Below are 26,636 nucleotides of genomic sequence, written 5' to 3'. Positions count from 1 at the left end.
TTCACCTCTCTTAAATACTGCGGGATACCCAGGCACCGGCAAATGCCGCTGCCACACACAGGAACAGTGAAGAAAACATATAGAGCAAACCTTTCAGTGCTTCGCCGTTTTCAAAAAGAACCAGAGTCTCCAGGGAGAAGGTCGAGAAGGTGGTATAAGCGCCAAGGCCCCCGGTAAGCATACCTGTACGTAATTCCGGACTGAGAGAAATACGTTCGAGAGTTTCAAAAAAAAGGAAACCCATGATGAAGCAGCCCATGACGTTGATACTCAGGGTTGCCCAGGGAAAACCCCGTCCGAATACCGTTTGTACCAGCAGAGTCTGTCCATATCGTGCCCAGGCACCCAAAACGGCAAATACGGCGATGAAGCCGAAAGTGGCAAACATTGTTACTCCTTACTTAATTAAATATAAAAAACACTCGCAAAAATAATGATGAGCAGTACTCCGATATAGGCCAGATAGGCGTTCAGTGAACCATTTTGTAAGGCCAGTCCCAGGCGATCACTCATGATTTGCACAAAGCGCACTACAGGACGGAATAACCAGGGACCGAATACCGGGGCCTGACTGTAATCAAAATGCAGTTCACGAACGAAATAACTTCTTTCACTGTGGCTTTTCCGGGTATTGGTGCTGGGGCGGTAGACAAAGCTGTAGAATTCACGCAAAGCATTGGAAAAAGCCAAAGCCGTGACCGCATTATTGGCCGGTATCTGGCGTAATCCGTGACCCCAGACCGGCACCCGTTTGCGCCCCTGACGAAGATGACTCCAGCCCAGCATGGCTAATGGAATCAGGGATAGTAGCAGTCCCATCAGCAGCAGCAGCGGAGGTGAAATAAACGCAAAATGAAAACGCAGCGGAATCAGAATCGGTCCTTTCACCATGCTGGCCAGAGCGGCGGGAACAGCGGGCCAGTTATCGTCGGCGAGAAAGCCGAGGGTCCAGGGCAGTGCTGCAGCATACCCCAGAACCAGCAGGCCTAAAGCGAGAATGGGCCAGCGTCCGGTAATGCGGTGTTGATTTTCCTCGCGACCCAGTAAACCCAGACCGAAGACCTTGATCATGGTGGCCAGGGCGATGGCGGCAGTCAGTGCCAACCCCGCTCCACCCAAAGCCAGGGTGACTCTGGCGGCAGAACTGGTCAGATGAAAATCCTGAAAGACCGTCTGAAATAAATACCATTCTCCCGCAAACCCGGCAGTAGGCGGCATGGCGGCCAGACTCATTGCGCCCAGCAGTGCGCCGATGCCCAGGGTCCAGGGCGCGAGTGCCAGCACCCGGCTCTGGGCTATGTTGTAATCGCCGCGCACACTGGCGACCCGGTCGGCACTCAGCATCATGCTGCCTTTGGCCAGGCTGTGACCGCCCAGATGAATGAGACCTACGGTCCAGGCCAGGGTACTGAGCATATTCAGACCGTCAGCCCGGAACAGGGAGGCGGCGCCCAGCGCGACGACCGCTAATCCGGCGTTTTCAGCCGTGGAAAAAGCCAGCAGGCGGCGCCAGTCTTCCTGCTGAAAGGCATATAAAATAGCCAGAATGGCGGTGATGGTGCCCAATGCAACCAGTAAAATACCGGTGCCGGTGGCGCTGCTCCGGGGTAACCAGTCAAGCATGGCCCGGCCCAGGGCAAAATAGGCCACATTGAGGATGATGCCGGATAATAATGCCCCCGATGCGCCACTGCCACTACTGTAGGCACCGGGATACCACTCGTAGAAGGGCAAAATACCCAGCTTGGCACCGAAGCCAATGATGAACAGAATGGCAATGCCAAAGGCCGCTGATCCATAAGTTGCCCAGGATCCCGCCCAGGCAGTGAATTCAGTATTCTCGGCTCCCAGTAAGAGCAGGCACAGCAACAAAGCTACGGCGCCAATCTCGAGCAGTGCCAGCATATACAAATTGGATTGACCGCTTTTTTCACGATTCTGCAGCCCATCGGCAAGCAGCATGATGGCGCCGCCAAAACTCAAAAATTCCCAGGCAATCAGAAAGGCGATCCCTTCCTGTAAACCGGCAACGCCGAGACTTCCCAGTAAAGCCAGCCCTGCCCCGGACATCCAGATGCCGGGATTTTTGGCGCGGCTGGGGGAAAGGAAGGCGGCCAACGCGGCGAGCCCGCCCCAGAAGACCAGCCAGGCGGCAGCCGCCTGCAGGTGCCAGGTCACGGGAATGGGTCCCAGGGACCAAAGCTGTCCAGTGTCAGGGCCAGATCCTGCTAGCAGACTGAGGACGCTGCCCACCAGTATCGCCACGGTGCCGAAAATGAGGGCAATCCGTGCGCCGGAACTCAGACGCAGCAGACCGAGAATAATGGCGAGAACAAAAAGCAGTGCGCCCAGCAGGAAACTATTGAGCATATTGGCCTCCTGTTACTTTTTGCGGCATGCGTTCTACCAGAAGCAGCAGGGCATGAATGAGTGCTGCCGGATTGGGTGGACAGCCCGGCAGCCAGATGTCCACCGGGAGAATGCCTTCCAGTCCGGATCCACCGGCATAACCCTCATCCATGGGCGCGCCTGAGACGGCACAGGTGCCGGTAGCCATGACACTACGTGGTTCGGGCATGGCTTCCCAGGTGGCCAGCAGTACGTCGTGCATGGGTGCGGTTACGGGTCCCGTGACCATCAGCAGGTCGGCAAAACGCGGTGAGGGCGTAAAGAAAATGCCCAGTCGGTGCAAATTATAAAAGGGATTGTCCAGCGCACTGATTTCGGACTCACAGGCATTACAGGAACCGGCGTCCACATGGCGAATGTGCAGACTGCGGCGCTGGCTGGCCGCAATGCGTTTGCGAAGGTCTGCGGCCTCAGCACTTTCCAGTGCCGCTGACCAAATGAGATCACTGCGCTGACGCACGCCAAAAGCCCAGTCGTAGGAACTTTGCATGGCCCCCTCCGGGCATTCCTCCACGCAACGCTGGCAGACAATACAACGCCCATAATCAATCACAGGTTCGCCATCCACCTGATGAATAGCCTGAGTGGGGCAGCTCTCCACACAAAGATCACAACCGCTGCGGCAGGCCGCGATATCCAGGCGCGGCATTCCCAATACCCCTTCCTGACCATCGGGCCCACTTTGGGGCCAGCGGGTAGCGGCTTTACCGGCTTTAAGTCCTGTCCAGGTCCATAATGGCATGATTTTCTCCTAGCGGTCGCAACCGGCAATGGTGAGGCCGAAGCTCGCTTCGTTAATGGCGTAATCCATCATGTTGGTACCGTGTACCGTCAGTGGAAACACCCGCCAGTTGGAAAACGAGGGTGATTTGATCTTGACTCGTTGCAGGCGTCCATCCTCAATGCGGACGGCGTAAATCAGCGTGCCTCGCGGGGTTTCGGCCCAGCCCAGGCCCTGCTGTGCTCCGCCTGGCACGTCGAATTCCGCATGCACAGGACCGGCTTTGAGACGACCCGAAGCCTGTACCAGCAGGGCAATGGCTTCCCGCAGAGCTTCCCCACGAACATCACTGCGGGCCATGGCATCACCTTTCTGGCGCACTGGTACGTTGAAACGTAATTTGTGGTAAGCCGCATAAGGATGGTCCCGGCGCAGATCACGATCGAGCCCGGAAGCGCGGGCGACGGGACCTGTAGCCCCCTGATCAAAAGCGGCACTTTGCGAAAGTACGCCGGTGCCCATCAGACGATCCAGGTGGGTCGCCGTTTGCTGCAACCGATCCAGATAAGCCTCGCCTTCATCAATGATGGGCTCCAGGGCATGGGCCAAATGCTCGGCCTGCAAGTCCCGGCGGAGCCCACCCACCCGCAGCAGGCTGCGCAAATAGCGGGAACCCGTTAATTCTCCGGCCAGTTGTTTGACTTTTTCTTCCATCAGGAAGCCGGTGGCGGCACCGACTTTGAGGGTCGTGGTTTTGGAAAGCTGTCCAAAATAGTGGAAATGGTTATAGAGACGCTCCAGTTCCACGATTATCACCCGCAGCAGTTGCGCCCGGGGCGGGACTTCAATGCCCCAGGCATTTTCAACGGCCTGACAATAGGCGAGAGCATGGCAGGCACTGCCCACTCCGGAAACCCGCTCGGCCAGGTAAACACTGCGCTGCGCGTCCTGGCCGGCAAAACGGGCTTCCATGCCCCGGTGCTTGAAAAACAAGCGCGGATGGTAGTGAAGAATGGCCTCACCAATATAGGAATAGTGAAATTCAGCGGTTTCCACCACATCAGCACGCACCGGCCCCCAGTACAAATCCTGCACCTGATCCCCCTGCACTTCGGGCATGGTGGGGGGCTGGTAAAGGCCGCTCAGGTGACCTGAACGGCCGTTTATGCCGAGTGGCGGCTGGGAGATGCTGAAACCTTCGTGAATAATCAGGGGGAAGGGTTCGGGGTGCCCGGTAAAATGCAGACCGCCCAGGTCCTGCATTTCCCGCTCATACCAGCCCAGGAGCGGAACAAGCGCCGCGAGCGAAGGAATGGTATCCGTGCCGCGTAATTCCAGCAGGACAAATTCGGGATTGTCCTTCTGGCTCAACAAATAACGCACGACGCATTGCTGCCCTTCCCATTCATGCCAGGCCATGAGGAAACGCATCTGCTGATCCAGGCATTCCTGAGCGACTGCTGCAAGCTGCCCCGCAGTGACAGAGCGAATGCTGCAATTATTCATGGGACTTTGCATATTCATGGCTGCACCATAAAGGCCTGTTGGAAAAATCCCCACAAGCCACTGGGCCACCAAAGTCCCAGTACCAGCACAGGAATCAGGGCCAGCCACATGGGTAGGCTATTCCACAGGGATAACTTGAGCGTGGGCACTTCATCGGGTTCCGGTTCCGGGCCCCAGATCATGCGCCGAAAATGATTCATGAAGGCAATAAATATGAGAATGAGCAGAATGGCCATCACCCAGACTGCCCAGGGGTTGGGGCTGAGAATGCCACCCCGCAAAATGGTCAGCTCCGATAAAAACAAGCCGAAGGGCGGGGCTCCGGTAATAGCCACAGCACCCAGTAACCAGAGGGCGCCCGTCACCGGATAGTAGCGCAGTACCTGACGCATTTTACTCATGGACTTGGTGCCGTAAGCACGCATCATGTTGCCCGCCCCGAAAAACATCAGGGATTTATTCATGGAGTGGTTGATCATGTGATACATGGCCCCGGCAAAGGCAATGGGGCCACCAAAGCCGAAACCAATGGCCAGTACCCCCATATGTTCCAGGGAGGAATAGGCCAGCATGCGCTTGGCGCCATCCTGACGAACGATAAACAGGCCTGCCACAAAAAGGGATATTACGCCCAGTACCAGTAGTGCAGTGTGCCCCATGAGGCTGTAACCGCCACTGTCGACAATGGATAAAAACCGATAAATCCCCAGCAGGGCAATGTTGAGCAAAGCACCGGAAAGCATGGCGGACACCGGGGCCGGGCCTTCGCTATGGGCATCAGGTAGCCAGGTATGCATGGGGGCGAGACCCACCTTGGTGCCAAAACCCACTAGAGTCAGGAGAAAAGCCAAAAACAAAAGGGTTTCGGGAACCTTGGGGGCGACTTCACGGAGATTGGCCCAGGTCAGCGCATAAGTCGGGCCAAGCACGAAGGTGCCACCCCAGTAAAAAAGGATAATACCCAACAGGGCCAGGGCCAGCCCCGCAGAAACGACGATCAGATACTTCCAGGCCGCTTCGATGCATTCGGCTTCTTTCTCGAAACCCACCAGAAAAGCGCTGACAATGGTCGTGAAATCAATGGCAATCCAGAAAATACCGGGATTGTTCATCAACGGCGCAATGAGCATGGTCAAGGCAAAACCCGCCTGCAGGGCATAGTATTTGTGCAGTCGGGGTTTTTCTTCGGGCAGCAGGCGCATGTAGCCAATGGCGTAAATGGACGCCAGCAGATAAACCAGGCCCACGCAAAACAGCACCCAGGCCCCCAGAGGGGTCAATAAAATGTATTGCTCTCCGGTGACCAGAGCCTTATCGGGAACGGCCACGAGAATTGCTAGAGTCAGGCCGAAAACTGCTATGGAAGTCAGCAGGTTGAGATATTCGGCCAGATGCGGCCGACGCAGGGCGAGCATCAGAATGATGGCGACGGCGGGGATGATCCAGAGTGCGGCAATCAGTGCATCAAAATTCACCATGGCTTAACCCACCAGCTTTTGCAGGCCACGACTGCTGGTTGTACCGGCATGGGTCTGGAGGAATCGGACCAGCATGCCGAAGGCCATGACGATTGTCAGCAAATCAAAGATGATCACCAGCTCAAGCAGGGCGGGCATACCCGGAACCAGAATCTGTGAGCCCAGAAATATTCCGTTTTCGATGACCAGCAGGCCAAGAATGTGGCTGATAGCCTCCGAACGCAAAATCATCATCAAAAAGCCGATGAGTTTCAGGCTGAACATGCAGGTCAGGGCCAGCACGGCAATATTGTCGGTCAGATGCAGGGCAACACCGAGTTGGCGGGATACCTCATAGGAAAAAATCACCAGTGCGGCACCGAGAATCATGCTGGAAGAAGGCTTCAGCAGGGGGGTGAATTCGCGCTGAATATCCAGTCGGTTGACCAGTCGGAGGACCAGATAGGGTAAAAAGGTACCCCGAAACAAGGCCGTCAATGCCGCAATAATATACAGCTCGGGATAATGTCCATAGTAGCCAATGGATGCAGAAATGGCCGCAATGGTCCAGGATTCCGCCGCGAAAGCATAAACATGATTTTTCAGCCAGTGTGAAGCGAGCATGACAAAAGATAAAACCAGCGCGAGGATCGCCAGCAGGCTGAATAATGAGGTGGCCAGCGGACCGAGATGAAATATCAGCATGGGTCGCTCCTATAGTTGGTCGGCAACAATGGCCAATACGGCAAAAAGAAAAGACAGCGCCAGGGGCTCCTGATAGCGATAAAAGCGCAGACGGGACTGCATGGTATCGACGCCCACCATAAGCAGGCCGATCACGCCGTATTTGGCCAGGATGATCAGCAGGGCCAGGAGGACTGACGGAAAGCTGCCAGTGGTGGACAAACCCCAGGGAAACAGAAATACATTGAGAAAAATCGTGTAAAAAATGAACTGTTTCATCCAGCTTGCCCATTTCAGCAGAGCCAGCAGGGGGCCGGAATATTCCAGGATGCGCGCCTCATCAATCATGTAGATTTCATAGGGGATCGTGGAATGAATGGGCAAGCGGTCAGTTTCTACGGTAAGTAGAATGAAAAAAGCCAGAATCAGGAAAATATGGGCGGGACTCCAGTAGGCTACCGGATTTTTGGCCAATAGATGATTGGCGACAAAAGGCAGCATGGAATGGTCCAGAAAAGTGATGCCTACAAATACCAGGATCAGCGTCGGTTCGGCGAGAATGCCGAGCATGACGGCGCGGCTGGAACCTAAACCACCGAAGGGTTGGCCGGTGTCCAGGCCGGCCAGCAGGATAAAAAAGCTGCCCAGGGTCAGAATCAGCCCGCCACCCAGTATGTCGCCCATGTCCGAAAGCGGAAGGGGAAAGTTGGTCAGCACCGGAATGAGCATCGGCACGATGAGCATGGCGGTGAACGCAACTACGGGTGCCCAGAAGAAAACCCAGGTGGCAGATTCGGGTACCAGCAACGACTTGTTGAACAGTTTCCAGAGATCGCGATAGGGCTGGAAAATGGAAGGCCCTTGACCGCGCTGAACACGCTCCTCCACGGTGGTGATGAAGCCATGCAGCAGTGGTGCTAGAAACATCACGGTGAGCACTTGCCCACACTGCAGGACGATGTCGTCGAGCATACCTTCCCCTTATAAGTTTGACTTATGACCTAAAGACCCGACTTTTCAGTCGGGATCAGTAGGAGTCATTAGCCTATAAAGGCGGTTATTGGGCGGAATCCATCGCCATAATTTGTGTTGATGATAAGCAGAGACTGAAATCGGGTCAAGAGCATTTTATCCTAAAAACGGCAGTTGCCGTGGGTGCTTTGCAGCGACTTTTGTTCTGAGCCGTTGTTGTTCTTGGCGAAATCCAGCGCCCGTCAGGAGAGCTGTTTGAGCCCGTAGGGCGAGTTCTCTCCTGACAGCAGGATGAGCCCTAGAACAACAGGCGAGGAACAACGGAGCAAAAAGCACCCACGGCAACTGCCGTTTTTAGATTTATGCAAGACGCCATCATTCAGGGCTGTCCGTCGGACTGATAAATGGCATGAGGACTGATGAAGCGGCTCAGGCGCTGTGCGAGACTGGCGGCAAGCGGGACGCCCTTATCCAGCGCCTCGGAGTTCAACAGGATAACAATGGTATCTTTAGTTTTGGGAGCGTAGATGGCTATGGATTCGAATCCGGCCTGATAACTGGCATTGCCAACCCAACCATGATTGACAAACGATCCCCAGCGATACTCTACGGAAGTCGTTGTTTGGCCAGATGCCGGGGACTGCGGATACGCTGCCAGTATGTGATTATATTCAGTCAGGTTCGCATTGATTCTTGCCCAGTCGCGCAGATCAGAGGCGGTTGCGGTCATTGCCCCGGCTGCCCAGAACTGCGAAGGATTCCAGGCGACGGGTTGCAGGTTTTGGGTAGTACTATTGCGGGCATATCCACGAACCTGCAGAAAAGGATCTGCGAAGCTGGTGGAAAAAGTCGTGCTGTTTAAGCGGTTAGGCTGCAGGACTTGTTCGGTGATGACCCGGGACAAGGGCTTGCCGGTGACCTTCTCAATAATCAGACCCAATAAAATCGTGTTGGTGCTGGAATAGTCAAAACGACTACCCGGCTTGAACAACAGTGGATGGGTGAAGCTGTAATGCAGGAGCTGATCGGGCAGCAGGCGGGCTTCCGGATTTTTCTGAATGGCGTCCAGATAGGCGGCCTGTTTGCTGAAATCCACCAGGCCGCTGCGCATTTGGGCAAGGTCTGCGACAGTCATGTGCTCGCCATCAGGGACACCACTTACGTATCGGGAAACGGGCGCGCTGAGTTGAATTTTATCGGCCTTGGCAAGATCCAGAACCGCTCTCACTGTGAAGGCGGTGCTGAGTTGTCCAATAGGCATATTCATGCGTACGCTCATAGCGGTTTTTTCGGCTGAATTTGCTGTCCCGAAAGCTTGCAGATAGACAGGTCGCCCTGATTGCCAGATGCCGACGATAGCACCCGGAACCTCTGCCTTTTGAAGATGTTCGGCGATAAATTGGGTATACATGCTGGCGGTGTTGTGAAAACCGGAAACACCGGATAAACCGGAAAGCGCTGAAGCCTGAGCCGAAACACCAGCTGCCACACAGGAAAGTACAAGGGTAGACAAGAGAATGTGCTTTGGAGAAATCATGCTGTTCTGGTCCTTATGCAAGATGAATTGCCATTTCCATGCCTGCTGGTGAAAGCTGCAGTTTCATGGGGCAAGGCGCGGGCTTAGGATAACGCCCCCGGATATTTCAAACAAATCCTGACTCCAGATGAGCATTAAGAACTGAACCTGCTATTATCACGGCAAAATCCTGGGTTCTTCAGGTTGTTGAGAACAGATTAAATGACACATTCAGTTATAAAAAGGTGGAAATGATGAAGCTAAAGAGGCAATGGGTCCTGTTGGGTGTGGTCGCGGCGGTATTTGCGGCGGGTTCTGCAGATGCCTGTACCCGGGTGGTTTATCACGGCAAGGACGGGCTGGTCATCACCGGACGGACCATGGATTGGAAAGATCCCATGCATTCGCGCTTGTGGATTTTTCCAAAGGGTCTTGAACATGAAGGTGGTGCAGGACGCAATTCTGTGCATTGGGTATCGCGTTATGGCAGCGTGGTGGTGACTTCATTGAATGCCGCAGTCAGCGATGGCATGAACCAAAAAGGGCTGGTTGCCAATATGCTCTGGTTGGCGGGCAGCAAGTATCCTGATGATTGCGGCAAGGAACCCCGTTTGAGTATTGCCGCCTGGGCCCAGTATTTCCTGGATAATTTTTCTTCGGTCAAGGAAGCTGTGGCCTCCATCAAGGCACATCCTCTGTGTGTGGTATCTGACAAGATTCCCGGCACAGATCGTTATACAACCTTGCACCTGTCTATTTCCGATGCCAATGGGAACAGTGCCATTTTTGAGTATATCGACGGTAAGCTGGTGATTCATGAAGGCCGTGAATACCAGGTCATGACCAATGATCCCGAATATTCCCAGCAATTGGCTATTGAAAAGTACTGGAACCAGATTGGCGGAACCACTTTCCTGCCGGGAACCAATCGTGCCGCTGATCGTTTTGCACGGGCAGCATTTTACATTCATGCCATTCCCAAAACGGCGAACCAGTCCGTGGGCGCGGCTGAAGTGATGAGTGTTTTGCAGAATGTATCTGTGCCCATGGGTATTTCAACACCCGGACAACCCAATATTTCCTCAACGCGCTGGCGGGTGGTCGCGGATCAGACGGGCCTCAAATACTACTATAACTCCGTCAGCAGCATGGATACCTTCTGGGTTAATCTGCATCAGGCTGATCTCAAAAAGGGCGCTCCCATTTTGCAGTTGCCCATGGGCCAAGGCCAGGTTTATTCCGGCGATGTCACAGCGGATTTCAAGCCGGTCGGCAAACCTTTTGAATTTGTGACGGTATCCCCGGAAAAAACGCAACCATGATACCTTGCAACAACGGATAAAACCGGATTTAGAATGCCCAGTGCCCGGAAATGAAAAAGGCTGCCTGCAAGACAAGGGCAGCCATTTCCGCGCCCAGAAACGGAAGCACCCAGGTTTTACGGACGGAGCTTTGATATATCCAGCCAGCCGCCAGAAACAAGGGCAGATTGACATAAAGCAGGCGGTAAGTGGAAACCGGTCCCTGTGCCGCTCCCTGAAACCATAAGTAAGCAAAAACCAGAGGAATGCTGATGACGAGTAAGGCCCATTGACGTTTCCACCATAAAATCCCCAGAGCAAAAAAATTACCCAGCAAGATCAGAGCATTCATGAAAAAGTATACACTGCGGGCAGGGTTCAGCACTGTCGGTTCCAGCAGTAATGCATGGACTAGCGGCGTATAGTCTCCTCCCCACAAGGGAAATAGTTCGACAATATTTCTCAGTTTGTCCAGAGGCGATAAATGGCCAATATAAGGACCATGGGCCACTACAAAAGCAAAAGGGGTCTGGAATAAATACCATTGGTAGGCCATGAATACACCCAGCCCGCTGCAGGCGATTATTCCCAGGCTTAACCCCTTGAATAGGGAGATGAGCGCAAGGTTTTGCCTGTCCGCCCAAACGCGCCCCAGTAAAACCAGCCATATTCCGAAAGCGAAAAAAACCATCAAAGGTCCGGAAGCCGTGCCGATTCCCGCCCAGAAAGCGGCCTGAAATGGACGTTGTTGACGAAGCGCAATCAGTGTGGCGATGGCCAGACAATTCATCAAGGATGTCGGATAGACGCTGATGAAAAAAGCGGCAGCAGGATACAGTGCGTAACTCAGCGTGGCAAAAGCGGCGCTATCGGGTTTCAGCCAGTCCTTGGCAAGGCGCTGAAATAACAGCACCGAGAGTAATCCAAAAAAAAGAGCCAAGCCTATGCCAATGGCGGGAATATTGAAAGGCAGGATGAAACTGAGGCCTTTGCAGAGAGCCGGATATAAGGGGAAAAAGATGATGTTTTGACCAAAATCGGCATGCGGTATGTAGCTGTAACCGTGCGTGGCAATGTCCACATACCATTTGGCATCCCAGTTGATCAAAGCCTTGGCAATGGTCCCGGAAACGGGATCCAGACCACGGCTGAACAAATAATAACCCAACCAGGTTCCGCCATAGATGGCCAGGGCACTGAGAAAAATGCTGCGGAGCAGCCAGAGCCTGTGCTTATCGGTCTTGTGTGCAGAAGGGGATGATTCCGGCATACGCTTTATTCTGTTGTTACAGGATCAGGCAGCAGGGGATCAGGCCGGGTGCCCTTGGCATGCGGGAGGTGTTTGATTTGTAACAGGCTGATATTTTCGTGACTATATATTTCATAAGCGGTTGTGAGGTTTTGTGCTTGATAACCCTTTGGAATAGCGGCTGTTACGGCAGAAACATCGCGAGAGGGACAAACCAGATAAAGCGGGTTTTCACCCAGAACAGTCCGTAATTCTGTTAATGACGACAGGTGACGAATGGGCATGTCTCCGCGCCCGGCATAAAACAGGAAGCTCGGCTGAAACCAGTCCCAGGAGGCCAGATGATAAGGATGCTTGCCCTGAATGGCAGCAATTTCCTGTCCCATTGCTCTGGAGGGTTTGAGCGCATTGATCGGTGGAAGAATGACAAATACCAGAAGACCACTGAGGACAATACTGCCCACTCCCAGACTAGCCCATGCGGCTGACCAATGCTTTTTCCAAATCAGGAGCATGGCGAAAACTGCTGCAAGCATGTAGGGAAACCCGACTTCAACCATTCCAGGAAGATGCGCTTCGCGCAGGGGTAAAACCCAGGCAGCAAAAATGCTCAGCGCGAGCCCTACCAGAAACAATGTGCCGAAGGATAGAGCCAACCCCCGGGTTTGCGGTAACCGGGATTGGGCGCGGATTTTTTCAAACCAGAAGGCAAGAAGGATAAATAAAGGTGGATAGGCCTCCCAGACATAATTGGGAAGTTTGGTCGCGGAGAGGGTAAAAAAGGCGATCCAGGTGCCTGCCCATATCAGTAGAAACAGTGGTATGGCCTGGTTTTGCAAAAAGTGGCGTCGCTTCAGCCAAAGATCATGCAGCACTTGCGGTAAAAATATGGACCAGGGCAGCATGCCCAGAAAAGTACTGATGAGATAATAAAACCAGGGACCCCGGTGGCCTTGCATACTGTCATCAAAGCGCCCGATATTCTGCTCAAAAATAAAAAGGCGATCCCAATTCCAGTGGGTTTCAATACCTACCGCCAGATACCAGGGCAGCATGATTATCAAAAAAAGTGGAATGCCGGTTGTCAGTCGCCCCTCTTTCCATAGTAGGGGTAACTGCTGACGCAATAACAGAAACAAGACAATAATGAGTCCCGGCAATAGAAACCCGATGGGTCCTTTATCCAGGGTGGCCAGGGCCATGGCGGCATAGGCCCAATGGAATTCGCGGGTACGAATTTCTGGATAAATATATCCACGCAGATAACTCAATAACGCAATGGTGACCAATAATATCAGCAGTGGATCGGGGGTGGCACTGCGAAAAATAATGGTACTGTGCAGTGCGGTGGCAGTCAGTAACCCACTGAGCAGGGCGATGGACTCCCCGTAGAGACGGCGCAGGGCGATAATCAAATACAGAACCAATAACGCCCCGACCAGGGCTGAGCCAATCCGTAATCCCCAGGAATTCATACCCAGTAAACGGACTCCCGACCACATCAACCAGTAATTCAGGGCAGGCTTGTCCGGCATCAAGCGGTCATTATAAGTCGGGACGACGAGGTTGTCGGCGGCAATCTGATCTTTCAGACTTTGCGCGTAAATGGGTTCATCAATATCCCAGAGGCTGGTGTTGCCAGTACCCCAGGCAAAAAAGAGGAACGCCAGGAAGAAAAGAGCGATGGCCTTGATCCTGAAGCCGCGCTGAAGATTCTGCTGCGCTGCAGTCATCTCGATTTTCTGCCGGGACAGTGCCCGGTCAAAGCGTTTGCAATCAAGGAAAGAAGTTCCGGAAGGGACAATACCCGATTATACCCTCAGCATCGGGGTAAACCAAAGTGAACAACCAATGATTTTCAGGAGGCGTCCAACAGATCGGGCGCGCAATGACGCAGGGTTTCCTTGAGCATGACAAAATAGCGCTGGTAGCGCGTGAGTTCATGATCCATCAGCAGCATCTGATCCATCATGGCATCGGGCCTTTCTTCAGGCAGGCGCTGCATGATTTCCTGCCATTGACTGTTGATGAACTGGTGGCGCTCCTCCAGAGCATTCAGTAAATCATCCAGATCAGGATTTTTTACGGAATGCGTGGAGGGATGAAGTTCGGCGGCGAGTCCGAGTAATTGCGTTGATTTTATGGGGACTGTTTTCAAGGAGCGTGCTTTCATGAGGTTGACCTTGTTGAATTAAAATTTTTTCGTTTAACTGCAGCTTTTATGACTGTTGTAGAGCGGAAAAAGTTGCGCTTGGTTACAAAAAAACCGGCCGCGCCGAAGCAGCGACCGGTTTTTCAGCAAGCCACTATCAGTGGGCGCCGTAGACGCTTTTTTTAGTGAAGCGACCCCGGAAGACCCAGATTTGATACCAGTTGTACATGATCATGACCGGCACAAAACCGGTCATGAACAAGGTAAACACCGCCATAGAATTGGCGGGGTTGGAGGCCGCCTGTACAGTCCATGTACCCGGGACAATATAGGGAAACATGGTTGCCCACATGGCCGCCCAGAGTAGAACTACTACCCCTTCGCCCCAAAGCAGCGCAATAAAATCATGTTGCATGGAGTGGTTGGTCATGGATTTGAAAGCGAAGAACAGGACGATGACAAACCAGATGGCCCAGATCCACCAATTGGGACCGGTCCACTTGGCAGCGGCCCAAGGGAAAATGGCATAAGACCAAACCAGGGTGATAACAATCGCTATTAACGCCAGATAGGAGAACAGGTTGGTCCAGGACTTGGCGCGTTCATGAATCACGTCGCCCGGTAAAAAGCGGGCACAGAGAAACAATCCTCCCGCCAGACCGGCGGCAATTACCGCACCAAAACCCGTCCAGATGGAAAATGGGGTCAGGAAGTTCATGGCCCCACCCGCATAGTGCATCACGGGGGTTGTGAAACCCCGATCAGCGATGCCACTCATGGCAATGCCGGATTTCATGGGGAAACCCTGTAATACGGCACCTAGCGAGACACCAGCGAAAAATGGCGCGACCAGACTGCCGATGGCGAAAGCCCAGCCCCACAAACGTTTGCTACTGCGGGCATGAATGTGAAATTCAAAAGCCACAGCGCGGGAGATGATACCCCACAGTGCCAACATCAGGGGAATCATCAAGAAGTTGAAGGCGGACCCGTAAACCAGAGGGAAAGCACCAAACAAGACACCGCCAGCGACTACCAGCCAGGTCTCGTTGCCATCCCAGAAGCCCGCCATGGATGCCATGATGGCGCCACGCTCTTCTTCGTCCTTGGAGAACAGGGCAAAAATACCGGCGCCGAGATCAGCCCCGTCCAAAGCGATATACAGCAAAAACATCAGCCCAAGTATCATCCACCACCAGGTGGAGAGGGCAGATACGATACGAACAATATCTGAACTAAGTTCCATACTCATTACTCCGGTGACTTAATTAATTGAGGAGGGAGGAATAGATTCCTCCCTCTGATCCGGGTCTGTTAACGATCCGAGTGCATCATGGGCTTGTGGGCGAAAGTCGGTGCAACATGCCCGCCCCCCGCTTGCGCAGCATCATGATCTTCACTGTGATGCTGAAACAAGGTATCTGAGTGTGGAATGTCATTGACACCCTTCTGGATGACGCGTGTGAAGAAGTACCAAGCGCCGGACCAGACCACCAGCTCAAAAATGATATAACCGACAAACCAGACGATTTCCTGAGTAACACCCATGTTGCTGACCCCTTCGTAAGTCCGCATCATGCCGAATACCACCCAGGGCTGGCGACCGATTTCCCGAACCCACCAACCACCCCAAATAGCGAGGAAAGGCAGGAACCCAGAGAAAACCACTGCACGCAAGAACCACGGATGTTTACGTAATTCCGAGGCATTCATTTTGCCCCGCATGCGCAACCAGTTACCCCAAATAGCGACGAAGAACAAAGCGAAACCAATGGCTACCATCACCCGGAAGGCATAGAAGGGTACCCAAACATCAGGGCGCTCATTTACCGGATATTGGTCCATACCCTTAACAACACCATTCCAAGTATGAGTTTCCAGCAAGCTGAGAACGTGTGGAATCTGAATGGAGAACAGATTTTTACCCGCCTCTACATCAGGAATTGCAATAAGATTCCATGAAGTATTTGGCTTGCCATCGGGCAGGTAGGTGTGAAAATGTCCCTCCATAGCCGCCAGGGAAGTAGGTTGGGTATCCGCTACGTCTTTACCGGCACTGTCCCCGATGTAAATCTGCAGAGGAGCCACAATCAACAGGGCCAATAAAGTAGGTTTCAAAAGTTTAATGAAGAGGTCCGCATTACGATTCTTGAGGACGAACCATGCACTCACCGATGCGAATACAAACAACGCCAACTCTACAGTGGCCACCCACATGTGAGGAAAGCCCCAGACGAAGTTGTCATTGATAATAGCGTGCCACCAGTTGGTCACCTGGAACAATCCATCTTTCAGTACAACGCCATCCGGTGTCTGCATCCATGAGTTGGCTACCAGAATCCACATGGCCGACAAGCTGGAAGAAATGCCGACGTTGAAAGTGGCAAACAAATGCATGCCCTTGCTGATCTTGCCCCAGCCGAACACCATCAGGCCGATGAAGCCGGCTTCATACATGAAGGCGGTTATGGTTTCAAAGCCGAGGATATTGCCGAAGAAGGGTCCGACGGCCTGAGAGAAAGGGCCATAAAGAATACCAAAGGCCATTTCCATGGTGACGCCGGTAGCGACCCCTGCGCCAAAATTGATGATGAAGATTTTTTCAAAAAAACGGTTAAGCTTGTACCAACGCTCATCACCGCTTTTCAACCAGGCAAGCTCCATGAAAAAGAGCAGCCAGGACATGCCGATGGTCATCGGCGTCCAGAGAATGTGCATGGAGGTGATCCAGGCAAAATCCAGACGGCTCAAAAGCACCGGTAATGAATTTTCGATAATCATGATGATACTCCCTTAGCTTTTTATGCTATTGCTGACTACTGGTTCATCATCAGCAAATGACGTGCCATGCTTCAGGTATCTATGAACACCAGCTTTATCAGCGTCTTGTAATATAGTGGATGACCATTGTGTGCATAACAACCATAACTGGGTGGTTTAAATGAACCGAGTGCTATAAAATAACCCGGTATAAAAATACCTGCTTAAATTATTATTGCGGGAAATTGCTGGCATGACCTAATCTTTAAGCGGATATATTCGATCGGTTTATCCTGTTTGCTTTGACCAAGGAGTCGCCTCATGTCTGCAGCCCCTCTGACCGCTTCACCCGCATGGCAACATTTACAGGCACACCGCAAGAGCTGGGAAGATGTCACCCTGCGTCAACTTTTTCGGGAAGACCCTCATCGCGCCGGGCATTTTTCGGCAGAAGCCTGCGGGATTTATCTGGATTACTCCAAACATTTGCTGCGTCGGGAAACCTTGAATCTGCTTTTTGATCTTGCCCGCAGTCGTGATCTGGAAGCGCGCCGAGACGCCATGTTTGCCGGGGAAAAAATCAACCATACCGAGGGTAGGGCCGCATTTCATGCTGCTTTGCGGGCACCCAGGGGTACGGTCATGCGCACCGGGGGGGTGGACGTTGTCCCTGAAGTGCATCAGGTGCTGGAGCATATGGCCCGTTTTACCCGGGCCATTCATGAACAGTCCTGGCGGGGGGCCACTGGCCAGCCGATTCGGCAGATTGTGAATATTGGCATTGGCGGTTCTTACCTGGGCCCGGAAATGGCCTGGAAAGCCCTGCGTGCCTACCGGCATCCCGATGTTCATCTGCATTTTGTGGCTAACGTGGATGGCGCGACGCTCAGCGATGTGACGGCGCATCTGGATCCTGCAGAAACTCTGTTCATTATTTCATCCAAGACGTTTACCACGCTGGAAACCATGACCAATGCCCATGCCGCCCGGCACTGGATTACCTCTGCTTTGGGCGAAGACGCAGTTTCCCGGCATTTTGTGGCGGTTTCCACCAATGCGGAAGCCGTCAAGGCCTTTGGTATGGATACTGAACATATGTTCGGCTTCTGGGACTGGGTGGGGGGGCGCTATTCCATGGATTCGGCTATTGGCTTGTCCACCATGCTCGGCGTGGGGGTGCAGCATTTTCAGGAAATGCTCGCCGGTTTTCATGCCATGGATACGCATTTCCGGAATGCGCCGCTGGAACAGAATCTGCCGGTGTTACTGGGCCTTATGTCCATCTGGTACAACAATTTCTGGGGAGCGCAAACCCAGGCTATTTTACCCTATGCTTATGATCTGGCGCGTTTTCCGGCCTATTTACAGCAGCTACAAATGGAAAGTAATGGTAAAAGTGTGGATGAAGCCGGGCAACTGCTGTCCGTAGATAGCGGTCCCATTATCTGGGGCGAGCCGGGAACCGATGGACAACATTCTTTTTATCAGCTGATTCATCAGGGTACGCGATTGATTCCCTGCGATTTCATTGGTTTTTGTCATCCCCTCAGTGCTTCAGCAGAACCGCATGAATTGTTGATGGCGAATCTGATTGCCCAGGCAGAGGCTTTGGCTTTTGGCAAAACGGCGGAGGAATTGCGTGCTGAGGGTGTTTCCGAAGCGCAAGTTCCCTTCCGCACGTTTGCCGGAAACCGTCCGAGTAGCGTGCTTCTCGTGGATGCCCTGAGTCCGCATAGTCTGGGTACACTGGTTGCTTTGTATGAACACAGCGTATTCACTCAGGGGATCATCTGGGGCATTGACTCTTTTGATCAGTGGGGTGTGGAATTGGGTAAGGTGCTGGCTCAGCGCATTGTTTCTGATATGCAGGGTAAAACCCAACATCCCCATGATGGGTCCACATCGACCCTGCTGGAACGCTATTTGCGGCGACGTGGCCACTAGATTTTTCGGGAATGACCAGGTCCCGTGCAACGGGGCGGGAACTTTTACCCAGCTATGGTTTTCCAATGAGGAATTATTAGCCGGATTGAAGAGCCGCCCAACAACATGAAACTGCCCATTGTTCTGGCCATTACGGCCGTATTTTCCTGGGGGAGCGTCGCCTGTGCGGCTGTTCCGCCTCTACCTCCCATGCCTACTTTGCCGCCGCCACCACCCATGCCGGCGCCCCAATTGACGGGGATTCAGTCTGCCGTTTTGCTGGACATCAACAGTGGTCAGATTCTGATGGCCGAAAATGATGAAAAGCCGGTTAATCCTTCGGGCCTGGTCAAGCTGATGACCGCCTACCTGATGTATCAGGCGGAAAAGCAGGGTCTGGTACAGCCAGGCGAAAATGTACATGTGTCCAATGACGCCTGGCATGCCCAGGGTTCCCGCATGTTTATTCAACCGGGAATGCCAGTGACCATGACGCAGCTCACCCATGGACTCCTGATTGACGGCGGGAATGATGCCGCCATTGCCATTGCCGAGACGGTGGCCGGCAGCGTAGGCGGTTTTGTGGATTTGATGAACCATGACGCAGCGGCCATGGGCTTGCAGCACACCCATTTCACCAATCCCGATGGTCTTCCACAGCCGGGACAAACCAGCACCGCGCTGGACCTTGCCCGCTTGTCAGCGCGTTTGATTCAAAGTTATCCGCAAGTGATGCAGGTTGCCGGTAAGGTTTCCTATACCTATAACCACATCACCCAGTACAACTATAATCCCTTGGCCGGGCAGAATGGTGTGAGTGGCCTGGGAGTGGGTTTGGCGGGTAAAAACAGCTGGAATCTGGCGGTCAGCGCAACTCGGAATGGTCGTACATTGGTGGCCGTTGTTTTGGGTGCGCCTTCGCGCAGTGCTGCGGGCAGTGATGCCAGCGCCTTGCTCCACTATGGCTGGAACGGTTGGCAGAATGTGTCTCTCTACAAGGCGGGGGCAACCGTTACCCAAATCCATAACGGCGACTGGAGCCCGGCAACAGTGCAGGGGGTGACGGCAGGACCGGTCGTGGTTTCCGAACCCAAGCAGCAGAAAACCCGGTTGCAAACCCGCTTCGTACCGACTCCCAACCTGAAGACCCCCCTCGCAGCGGGGGCTGAAATTGGTACCCTGCAAATTTCCTGGCACGGTCATGTCCTGAAAACGGTTCCTGTTCAAACCCGAAGTGCGGTGAAGCCGGCGGGCTGGTTTACCCGCCTGATTCACGAGGGCGAGTCATGGTTATGACTGGTAACAAGAGCACCTGCTTTATAGCCCTTCGGATCTGGGGCTGATTTTGGCTGCGCGTGGAATTTCTTCCCGGCGCCGCTGGGTGTTCTGGACGCTTGTCGTGCTCCTGCTGGTTGCCCTGAATATTGTGGTGGGGATCGGGGTTTGGACCTGGCGGATATGGCAGGAATTACCACCCGTCGTGCAACTCGAAAACTGGCACCCTCAGGAGCCGCTGCGTATTTATGCGGACAATGACCACCTGCTGCAGGTGGTCGGGCCGCAACTGCGCTATGCCCTGCCTCTGAAGCAAATTCCCAAGACGCTGCAAGATGCTTTTATTTCTGCCGAAAATTCAAAATTCTATAGTCATAATCCGATTTATTATCCGGTCAGCTTTCCGGGCATTATCCGCGCGGCATTTGTGGATCTGGTGCATATGGCTCCCGTGCAGGGGGCCAGCACCATCACCGAACAGGTGGCCCGCAATTTTTATTTGACCCCCAAAAAAACCATTACCCGTAAGGTCGCGGAAATTCTGCTGGCTTATAAACTGGGCGCGCGTCTGCATCGTCCGCAAATTCTGGATTTGTACCTCAACAAGATTTATCTGGGCGAGGGGGCTTACGGGGTACAGGCAGCGGCGAAAACTTACTACGGCAAAACCGTCAATCAGCTGACTGTTGGCGAGATGGCGACCCTGGCGGGCCTGCCGGCGGCACCCTCGGATTTCAATCCGATTGCCTCACCCGCTTCGGCAAAAACCCGTCGCGATTATGTATTGCGGCACATGGCGCATTACGGATACATCACCAAGGCGCAGGAAGAAGCGGCTCTGGCAGAACCCATCAAAGCCCATTATCACGCTCCGGCCAGCAACATAGCTCCCTATGCCACCGACTGGATTCGTAACTGGCTGGAAAAACATTTTGGGGCTGATTTTACCTACCGCACCGGTCTGCGGGTTTACACCAGCATCAACCCCACTGACCAGCGTGCTGCTGATCGGGATATTGCCGTGGGTCTGGAAAACTACGGGATGGGTCTGGACAGCATGGACCCCAAGGCCTGGCATGGTCCAATTGCCCAGTTATCGACGGCAGCCATGGAAGCCGCACTGCAGGGACAGCGGCCCAGCCAGTTACCCAACCATAATCCGGCCAATTTGCACTGGGGAGTCGTAGTCAAATCTACGCCGGAAATGGCGACGGTTTCCTTCGAAGGCCGTCATCTGGTATATCTGAGCTTGCGCGACGTCGCCTGGGCACGGTCTGCTCCCAAGGGTAATCCCCCCACCGCCGTCAATCAGGTGCTGCAACCCGGTGATTTGATCTGGTTGCGGCGTTATGTGGTCGCCGCCACTTCAGGAACAGGCAATCCGGTCTGGGGCACCAAGGTTTGGCACAATATTCCTCACAGTGGTTGGCAGTTGGCGCAGATTCCCCATGTGCAGGGTGCCCTGGTGTCGCTTGCCAGCCGCTCAGGGGCCATCCTGGCTTTATCGGGGGGCTTTAGCTATGAACTCAGCCATTTTGACCGGGCTCTATACGCCTTCCGGCAACCGGGATCGGGTTTCAAACCTTTTGTGTATTCTTCGGCCATGGACGCACCGACCTATCTGGCCAGCGGGCGCAAACATTATCTTACCCCGGTTTCCCTCATTGCCGACACGCCGCTGGTGATTCATCTCGGTAACGGACAGGTTTATGCGCCGACCAACTACAGTCGTACTTTTTCGAATATTCCCTTTCCAGTTTGGGAGGATCTGGCGGATTCCCATAATGTGCCGAGTGTTCGCCTGTTGATGCATGTCGGTATTCCTTACGCCAAGCGCTATGTGGAGCGTTTTGGTATTCCGGCAAAACAGATACCCGCTTCCCCATCCATGGTATTGGGGTCCGGAGACTTTACCCCCCTGCAAATCGCGCGCGGCTATGCCGTGTTTTCCAGCGGCGGTTTTCTGCCGCATCCCTATTTGATTCGGAAAATTGTCACTGCGCACGGCACCACGGTTTCACTGATGGATTGTCCCCTGGGGTATCGTCCGCCACCCAAACAGACGGTCATTCCGCCGGGGGTGGCTTTTCTGATGACGCGAATGATGGAGCGGGTTATCCGGGTCGGTACAGGGGTCGCCGCGCAGATCTTGCACCGTCATGATCTCGCCGGGAAAACCGGTACCACCAATCATGAGGATAATGCCTGGTTCAATGGCTTTAATCCCGATATTACGACATCCGTTTGGGTGGGCTATGACAATAATCAGTCCATGGGGACCTGGGCGGCGGGGGCTCGCGAAGCCTTGCCTATCTGGATTCGCTATATGCATACGGCGCTGGCGCAGTATCCGGATGTGGGTTTCTTCCAACCACCGGATGTGGTGACGGCACGTTATAACCCCAAAACGGGTGACCTTGCGCCTCAGGGCGATCCAGGGCATCAGTATCCCATGGGATATTTTTTGTCCGGTTACCTGCCACCCAAGCCCAAACCCAAGATCAGTGCGGAAACCCAGAGTTTTATTCACGCATTGATGCATATTTTCTAGGAGACGGAGAATGAAGCAGTGGTTGGCCCTGATAATTATCGCCCTGTGTTTCTGGGGAGCTTTTGAAGTCAGTCACCACTGGCTGGTGCAGCATCCCGACCATCCTGACCAGCGCACCTTAAAGGTCATTTCTCATTAGGTAAAGGCTGTTACGCAGAGGTGTTTTTAATATCGTAGCCACGCATATTTGTGTTACATTTCTGGCCGTCCAGAAAATTTTTTGAGTCTGCAGATATTATCAAGGGAAGCCTTATGCGCCGTTTAGGAATCGCCATTTTATTACTGGCTGGAGCCAGTTCCGTTTCTGCCTTGGCTGCCGATGCGCCCATGCAGCCGGGGCTCTGGATGATGCATGTTTCTGGTACAACGAAAGTCTCTTCGCCGCCAGTCAGCACGCCCATGGAACGCAGTATGCAAATTTGTGTGAAAGCCCATCAAAAACCGGAATCCGTTTTTCTGCCTGCGGGAAGTGATCGCTGTACCGGCAGTCATAAAGTTTTGCCCGATGGCAAAACCCAATGGACTTTTCACTGTCAGGCACCGGGGGCCTCCATGACCCAGGTAGGTTGGTTTCAGACCAGCGCCCGTCATCTGAATTCGCACTGGGTCATTACTGCTATTGTGTATAGCGAGGCTCATTACGAAACAGTGACTGATATGCAAATGCAGGGCACTTACCTCAGTGCCCACTGTGGAAAAGTCAAATAAGTCGCTAGTTAAACAGCAGGCTGGCGCAGCAACTCCAGAAAAGCTCTGCTGCTGTGGCTGGCTTCCTTGCGATATAGCACCGAGAGGCGATGACGAATTTGCGGTTCCGTATTCAGGGTGATCAGCCCCGGACGCTGCCCACCACTGTCATTCAGTGCTGAAACAAAGCTTACCCCCAAACCGCAACGTACAGCATCACGAATAGCCGCGAGACCACTCAACTCATAACGGATTTCCGGATAAATTCCGGCATCTTTGAGGGCTTGCAGAGCATGCTCGCGAATGCCTGACCCTTCTTCTCTCCATACCAGTGCGGTGGACCCCAATTCCTGCAAAGGTAATGGTTTTTGCGCCATCTGCAGCCAGTGCGGGTTTTCCGGTGCCAGCAGGACAATAGTGGTTTCCCGGAGGGTTTCCTGAACCCACTCGCTCTGTGCAGGCGAGGCCAGATCATCTTCTACAAAAACCAGATCAGCCTGATCGCGCATGGCCCTGGCGGCGCGGCTGTTGGTGGCTATGAGGCGCAGAGACACCCCTGGATATTGTTGCTGGAACCGGGCAATGGCTTGAGGTAGCAGGGTTTCCGCATTGCTGTGGCTGGCGAGAATGGATAGCGAGCCACGCAGCATTTTTTCGGTGTCCTGACAGAGATGGCGGGCGTCTTCCAGGGCATTTTCGATTTGTTCGGCAATGCGTAACAGCGCCATCCCCATGGCCGTAGGGGTGATACCGTGGCGATTTCGCTGATAGAGCGGTTCTCCGACAATTTCCTGGAGGTTTTTGAGACGGTGAGAGACTGCGGGCTGGGTCATGAACAGACTTTCTGCCGCCGCATGGAGATTGCCATGGCGCGCCGCCTGGGCCCAGACCAGCAACAAAACAGGATCAATACGCTGATGCAGCATAAAAGGGCTCCAGTATTTTAGAAATTACCTGTGATTATTATAACTATGAAAAATTAGCATTAGATGAATATCCTGTCCAGGTGCAAGCTAGCTACAAATTCATTGCATCGGAAAAATCGTCATGAAAATCCTTGCTGAAGTTCCAGGAAATGATCCCAGGGAAATCATCCGTCATTTCACCCCCAACTGGTTCGCCGCCAATATGGGTACGGGCATTTTGGCGCTCATGATCGCCGAGTTTCCCTATGGCGACTGGGGTCAGAAAATCTTTGCACAGGGTTTATGGACCATTAACGTATTATTTTTCGCACTGTTTGCCCTGCTGTTTCTTGGGCGGGCGGCGTTTTATCCCGCCAGCTTTCGCCGCCTCTTTCATCATCCGGTGCAGTCCCTTTTCATTGGTGCCATCCCCATGGGTTTCGCCACCATCGTCAATGGCATGCTGATTATCTGGCCGGTCACGGCGTTGTCCCTGCAAATCACCAATGTCATGTGGTGGGTGGATGTGGCTTTGGCGCTGTTTTCGGTGCTCCTGGTGCCGTACTTCATGTTTACCGCCCAGGAACACAGCGTTGAAAAAATGACGGCTGCCTGGCTGTTGCCCATTGTTCCCCCGGAAGTCACGGCGGCCAGTGGCGGGTTATTGGCGCAGCATTTGTCCCCCGCGTTGGGAAGCACTGTCATTTACGTGAGTTATCTGCTCTGGGCTGTTTCGGTGCTGCTGGCCATGGGGATTCTGGCGATCCTGCTTTTACGCCTGACCCTGCACAAGCTCCCCCATCAGGATATGGCGGTGTCCGCCTGGCTGCCTTTGGGACCCTTGGGAACCGGTGCCATGGCGATGATTACTCTGGGTTTGGCTGACCAGAAAGTCTTTGCGGGAACAGCCCTTGCTGGAATGGCTGATTTTGGCTTCATGGCAGGCCTCTTTGTCGCCCTGATTCTCTGGGGATTCGGGCTGTGGTGGATGCTGATGGCGGTGTTTTTTACCCTGCGTTATCTGGGCGAAGGTCTGCCTTTCAATATGGGCTGGTGGGGCTTCACCTTTCCCCTGGGCGTCTTTAACGCAGCCACCTACCTGCTCGCCAGGGAGACCAACTGGAGCGTGTTTTTACCCTTGGGAGCGCTGTTCACCATTGCTTTGGCCTTTTTCTGGGTCATTGTGACCCAACGCAGCTTTAAGGGCATGTGGAGTGGGCGCCTGTTTCGTGCGCCCTGCCTTTCCGCCGAAACAGGATTGCCGGAAGCCTGTGCTATCCAAAGTACGCCGCTTCTGACGGAAAACGACCTCAGTGAAATGAGGGATTAGAAAGATCTGAAATGGTTGTTCAGTTACTTTATCGAAATAAAAGGAGATATAAATCATGAAATATCCAATGATCGCTGCTGCTGTAGGCGCTTTGCTCATGGGACCTCTAGTGGCCCAGGCCGATACTATGCCCCATGCGGAGCATTACCAGACGATTCAACAGTTTCTGGAAGCCGGCAAGGTCACCGGGAATATCCGTTCCTACTACTTCAATCAGCTTTATGGCGGCAGCCCATTACCCAATAAGTATGCCTATTCACTGGGCGGCATGTTGAAAGTGCAAACGGCGCCGCTCTATGGCTTGAGCGCCGGTGTGGCTTTTTATACGGCCAATAGTCTGGGTGCCAATGATCTGAATGCTCCCGGTTATACCCATCTGGATGCGCTCTTGATGGGGGAAAAGGACAGCCTGAATGTGCTGGGTCAAGCCTATTTGCAGTATCAGGATCACTGGCTGAAAGTAAAAGCCGGCGATATGTTACTGCATACTCCCTGGATGAATCCGTCGGATGCTTTCATGATTCCAAGCACCTTCCAGGCGGTCACCGTGCAGGCCAATCCTATTCACAACCTGCAACTGATCGGGATTCGCGAGTTTCGCTTCAAAAACCGGATACAGGAAAATTACTACCGAGAAACCCTGCTGAATCAAAATCCCATTTATCCCGACATGCCGGATCATATGGATGGCACACTGGCTTTCGGGGTGAAGGCGCATTGGCAGGGCTTGAAATCCAGCGCCTGGTTCTACAAGTTTTATGATTTGGCGAATCTGTTTTACGGTACTGTCCATTATGGAGTGTCCGGCTTGCCCTATGGCTTGAAGCCCTTCGCCGACTTTCAGTATGCGCGGGAATGGGCGGACGGCGCGCAATACGCGGGTCCCGTCAACGCGACCGTGTTTGGTGGCATGGTAGGTCTGCAAACGCCTTTGGGCCAGGTTTTTGCGGCTTATGATGATATTCCCGGTCGCAGTCCGTTTTCCATGGGTGGCCGGACTTTGTATAACGGCGGATTTGTTTCTCCCTATACCCAACAGTACAGTGCCGATCCACTGTACACCAGCATCATGGATTATGGGCTGGTCTCCCGAGTTCGACAGTTCATCGGCAAAAATCGTCAATTTCGTAACGCCGCCCCAGCATTCATAGGGGTTTCAGCGCCTATTTTCTAAAAATGCTGTGGTGGCACGTTTTATCACTTTTGATCTTTTATTGACATGCCTATGAACGCTGATA

General features: G+C 53.4%; 22 protein-coding genes and 1 riboswitch. Of the genes, 8 read left to right on the top strand and 14 right to left on the bottom strand.

The window, feature by feature from the left end; translation table 11 throughout:
* Positions 1-10: 10 nt before the first annotated feature.
* The 8 genes from crcB to BLW97_RS13145 form a co-directional block, all read right to left on the bottom strand.
* Positions 11-388: a fluoride efflux transporter CrcB gene (gene crcB, locus BLW97_RS13180; RefSeq protein ID WP_065974853.1), complete on the bottom strand. Its 378-nt coding sequence runs from the start codon at positions 386-388 to the stop codon at positions 11-13.
* A 17-nt stretch (positions 389-405) separates the two neighbouring features.
* Complete coding sequence (locus tag BLW97_RS13175; protein WP_075323385.1) at positions 406-2,370, bottom strand: proton-conducting transporter transmembrane domain-containing protein; 1,965 nt, start codon at positions 2,368-2,370, stop codon at positions 406-408.
* Entirely contained in the window at positions 2,360-3,151 is a 792-nt protein-coding gene (locus BLW97_RS13170) for an NADH-quinone oxidoreductase subunit B family protein (protein WP_010639337.1), read from the bottom strand. Before BLW97_RS13170 ends, BLW97_RS13175 begins: the two co-directional genes overlap by 11 nt.
* Positions 3,152-3,160: 9 nt before the next feature.
* Positions 3,161-4,654 (bottom strand): hydrogenase large subunit, encoded by a 1,494-nt coding sequence (locus tag BLW97_RS13165; RefSeq protein WP_024893082.1) that lies wholly within the window; start codon positions 4,652-4,654, stop codon positions 3,161-3,163.
* On the bottom strand, positions 4,651-6,114 hold the full coding sequence (locus BLW97_RS13160; protein WP_010639333.1) for a proton-conducting transporter transmembrane domain-containing protein: 1,464 nt from the start codon (positions 6,112-6,114) through the stop codon (positions 4,651-4,653). The genes BLW97_RS13165 and BLW97_RS13160 overlap by 4 nt, the downstream gene beginning before the upstream one ends.
* A gap of 3 nt (positions 6,115-6,117) precedes the next feature.
* Positions 6,118-6,798 carry a hydrogenase gene (locus BLW97_RS13155; RefSeq protein WP_010639331.1) on the bottom strand — a complete coding sequence of 227 codons (681 nt, stop codon included), beginning with the start codon at positions 6,796-6,798 and terminating at the stop codon, positions 6,118-6,120.
* Between the two features lie 9 nt (positions 6,799-6,807).
* A complete protein-coding gene (locus tag BLW97_RS13150; RefSeq protein WP_010639329.1) occupies positions 6,808-7,749 on the bottom strand; it encodes a respiratory chain complex I subunit 1 family protein in 942 nt (313 codons plus the stop codon).
* Positions 7,750-7,801: 52 nt separating this feature from the next.
* A riboswitch (Fluoride riboswitch) is annotated at positions 7,802-7,865 on the bottom strand.
* A gap of 263 nt (positions 7,866-8,128) precedes the next feature.
* Entirely contained in the window at positions 8,129-9,286 is a 1,158-nt protein-coding gene (locus BLW97_RS13145) for a serine hydrolase domain-containing protein (protein WP_010637571.1), read from the bottom strand.
* A 230-nt stretch (positions 9,287-9,516) separates the two neighbouring features.
* Between BLW97_RS13145 and BLW97_RS13140 the strand changes: the two genes are divergently transcribed.
* The gene (locus BLW97_RS13140; protein WP_226831536.1) at positions 9,517-10,587 is read left to right on the top strand and encodes a linear amide C-N hydrolase; all 1,071 of its coding nucleotides are present in this window, start codon (positions 9,517-9,519) and stop codon (positions 10,585-10,587) included.
* A 28-nt stretch (positions 10,588-10,615) separates the two neighbouring features.
* On the opposite strand, the gene BLW97_RS13135 is transcribed toward BLW97_RS13140, so the two are convergent.
* From BLW97_RS13135 to BLW97_RS13115, 5 genes are all read right to left on the bottom strand, one after another.
* Entirely contained in the window at positions 10,616-11,836 is a 1,221-nt protein-coding gene (locus BLW97_RS13135) for a mannosyltransferase family protein (RefSeq protein WP_075323384.1), read from the bottom strand.
* 5 nt (positions 11,837-11,841) lie between these two features.
* Entirely contained in the window at positions 11,842-13,548 is a 1,707-nt protein-coding gene (locus BLW97_RS13130) for an ArnT family glycosyltransferase (protein ID WP_010639839.1), read from the bottom strand.
* A 125-nt stretch (positions 13,549-13,673) separates the two neighbouring features.
* Positions 13,674-13,988, bottom strand: a complete 315-nt coding sequence (locus tag BLW97_RS13125) for a hypothetical protein (protein WP_024893090.1) — start codon at positions 13,986-13,988, stop codon at positions 13,674-13,676.
* A 136-nt stretch (positions 13,989-14,124) separates the two neighbouring features.
* Positions 14,125-15,213: a cytochrome d ubiquinol oxidase subunit II gene (gene cydB, locus BLW97_RS13120; RefSeq protein WP_024893091.1), complete on the bottom strand. Its 1,089-nt coding sequence runs from the start codon at positions 15,211-15,213 to the stop codon at positions 14,125-14,127.
* Positions 15,214-15,281: 68 nt separating this feature from the next.
* Complete coding sequence (locus BLW97_RS13115; RefSeq protein WP_010637564.1) at positions 15,282-16,748, bottom strand: cytochrome ubiquinol oxidase subunit I; 1,467 nt, start codon at positions 16,746-16,748, stop codon at positions 15,282-15,284.
* A gap of 300 nt (positions 16,749-17,048) precedes the next feature.
* Between BLW97_RS13115 and pgi the strand changes: the two genes are divergently transcribed.
* The 5 genes from pgi (at position 17,049) to BLW97_RS13095 (ending at position 23,184) form a co-directional block, all read left to right on the top strand.
* Positions 17,049-18,671 (top strand): glucose-6-phosphate isomerase, encoded by a 1,623-nt coding sequence (pgi, locus tag BLW97_RS13110; RefSeq protein WP_075323383.1) that lies wholly within the window; start codon positions 17,049-17,051, stop codon positions 18,669-18,671.
* Positions 18,672-18,776: 105 nt separating this feature from the next.
* A complete protein-coding gene (locus tag BLW97_RS13105) occupies positions 18,777-19,946 on the top strand; it encodes a D-alanyl-D-alanine carboxypeptidase family protein (protein WP_075323382.1) in 1,170 nt (389 codons plus the stop codon).
* 49 nt (positions 19,947-19,995) lie between these two features.
* The gene (locus BLW97_RS13100; protein ID WP_075323381.1) at positions 19,996-22,476 is read left to right on the top strand and encodes a penicillin-binding protein 1A; all 2,481 of its coding nucleotides are present in this window, start codon (positions 19,996-19,998) and stop codon (positions 22,474-22,476) included.
* A gap of 10 nt (positions 22,477-22,486) precedes the next feature.
* Positions 22,487-22,615 (top strand): hypothetical protein, encoded by a 129-nt coding sequence (locus tag BLW97_RS20225; RefSeq protein ID WP_254892803.1) that lies wholly within the window; start codon positions 22,487-22,489, stop codon positions 22,613-22,615.
* 113 nt (positions 22,616-22,728) lie between these two features.
* Complete coding sequence (locus BLW97_RS13095) at positions 22,729-23,184, top strand: DUF3617 domain-containing protein (protein WP_075323380.1); 456 nt, start codon at positions 22,729-22,731, stop codon at positions 23,182-23,184.
* Between the two features lie 8 nt (positions 23,185-23,192).
* Here the strand turns inward: BLW97_RS13095 and BLW97_RS13090 are convergent, their stop codons facing one another.
* Positions 23,193-24,089 carry a LysR family transcriptional regulator gene (locus BLW97_RS13090; RefSeq protein ID WP_075323379.1) on the bottom strand — a complete coding sequence of 299 codons (897 nt, stop codon included), beginning with the start codon at positions 24,087-24,089 and terminating at the stop codon, positions 23,193-23,195.
* A gap of 121 nt (positions 24,090-24,210) precedes the next feature.
* Between BLW97_RS13090 and BLW97_RS13085 the strand changes: the two genes are divergently transcribed.
* Both BLW97_RS13085 and BLW97_RS13080 read left to right on the top strand, forming a co-directional pair.
* Complete coding sequence (locus BLW97_RS13085) at positions 24,211-25,398, top strand: TDT family transporter (protein WP_075323378.1); 1,188 nt, start codon at positions 24,211-24,213, stop codon at positions 25,396-25,398.
* 55 nt (positions 25,399-25,453) lie between these two features.
* Positions 25,454-26,572, top strand: coding sequence for an OprD family outer membrane porin (locus BLW97_RS13080; protein ID WP_077218422.1), 1,119 nt, complete (start codon positions 25,454-25,456; stop codon positions 26,570-26,572).
* Positions 26,573-26,636 lie beyond the last annotated feature (64 nt).

The sequence above is a fragment of the Acidithiobacillus albertensis genome (assembly GCF_001931655.1).
Taxonomy (GTDB): Bacteria; Pseudomonadota; Gammaproteobacteria; order Acidithiobacillales; family Acidithiobacillaceae; genus Acidithiobacillus; species Acidithiobacillus thiooxidans.
Note: the sequence above shows the minus strand (reverse complement) of the source record. Positions and strands in the feature narration are given on the sequence as shown.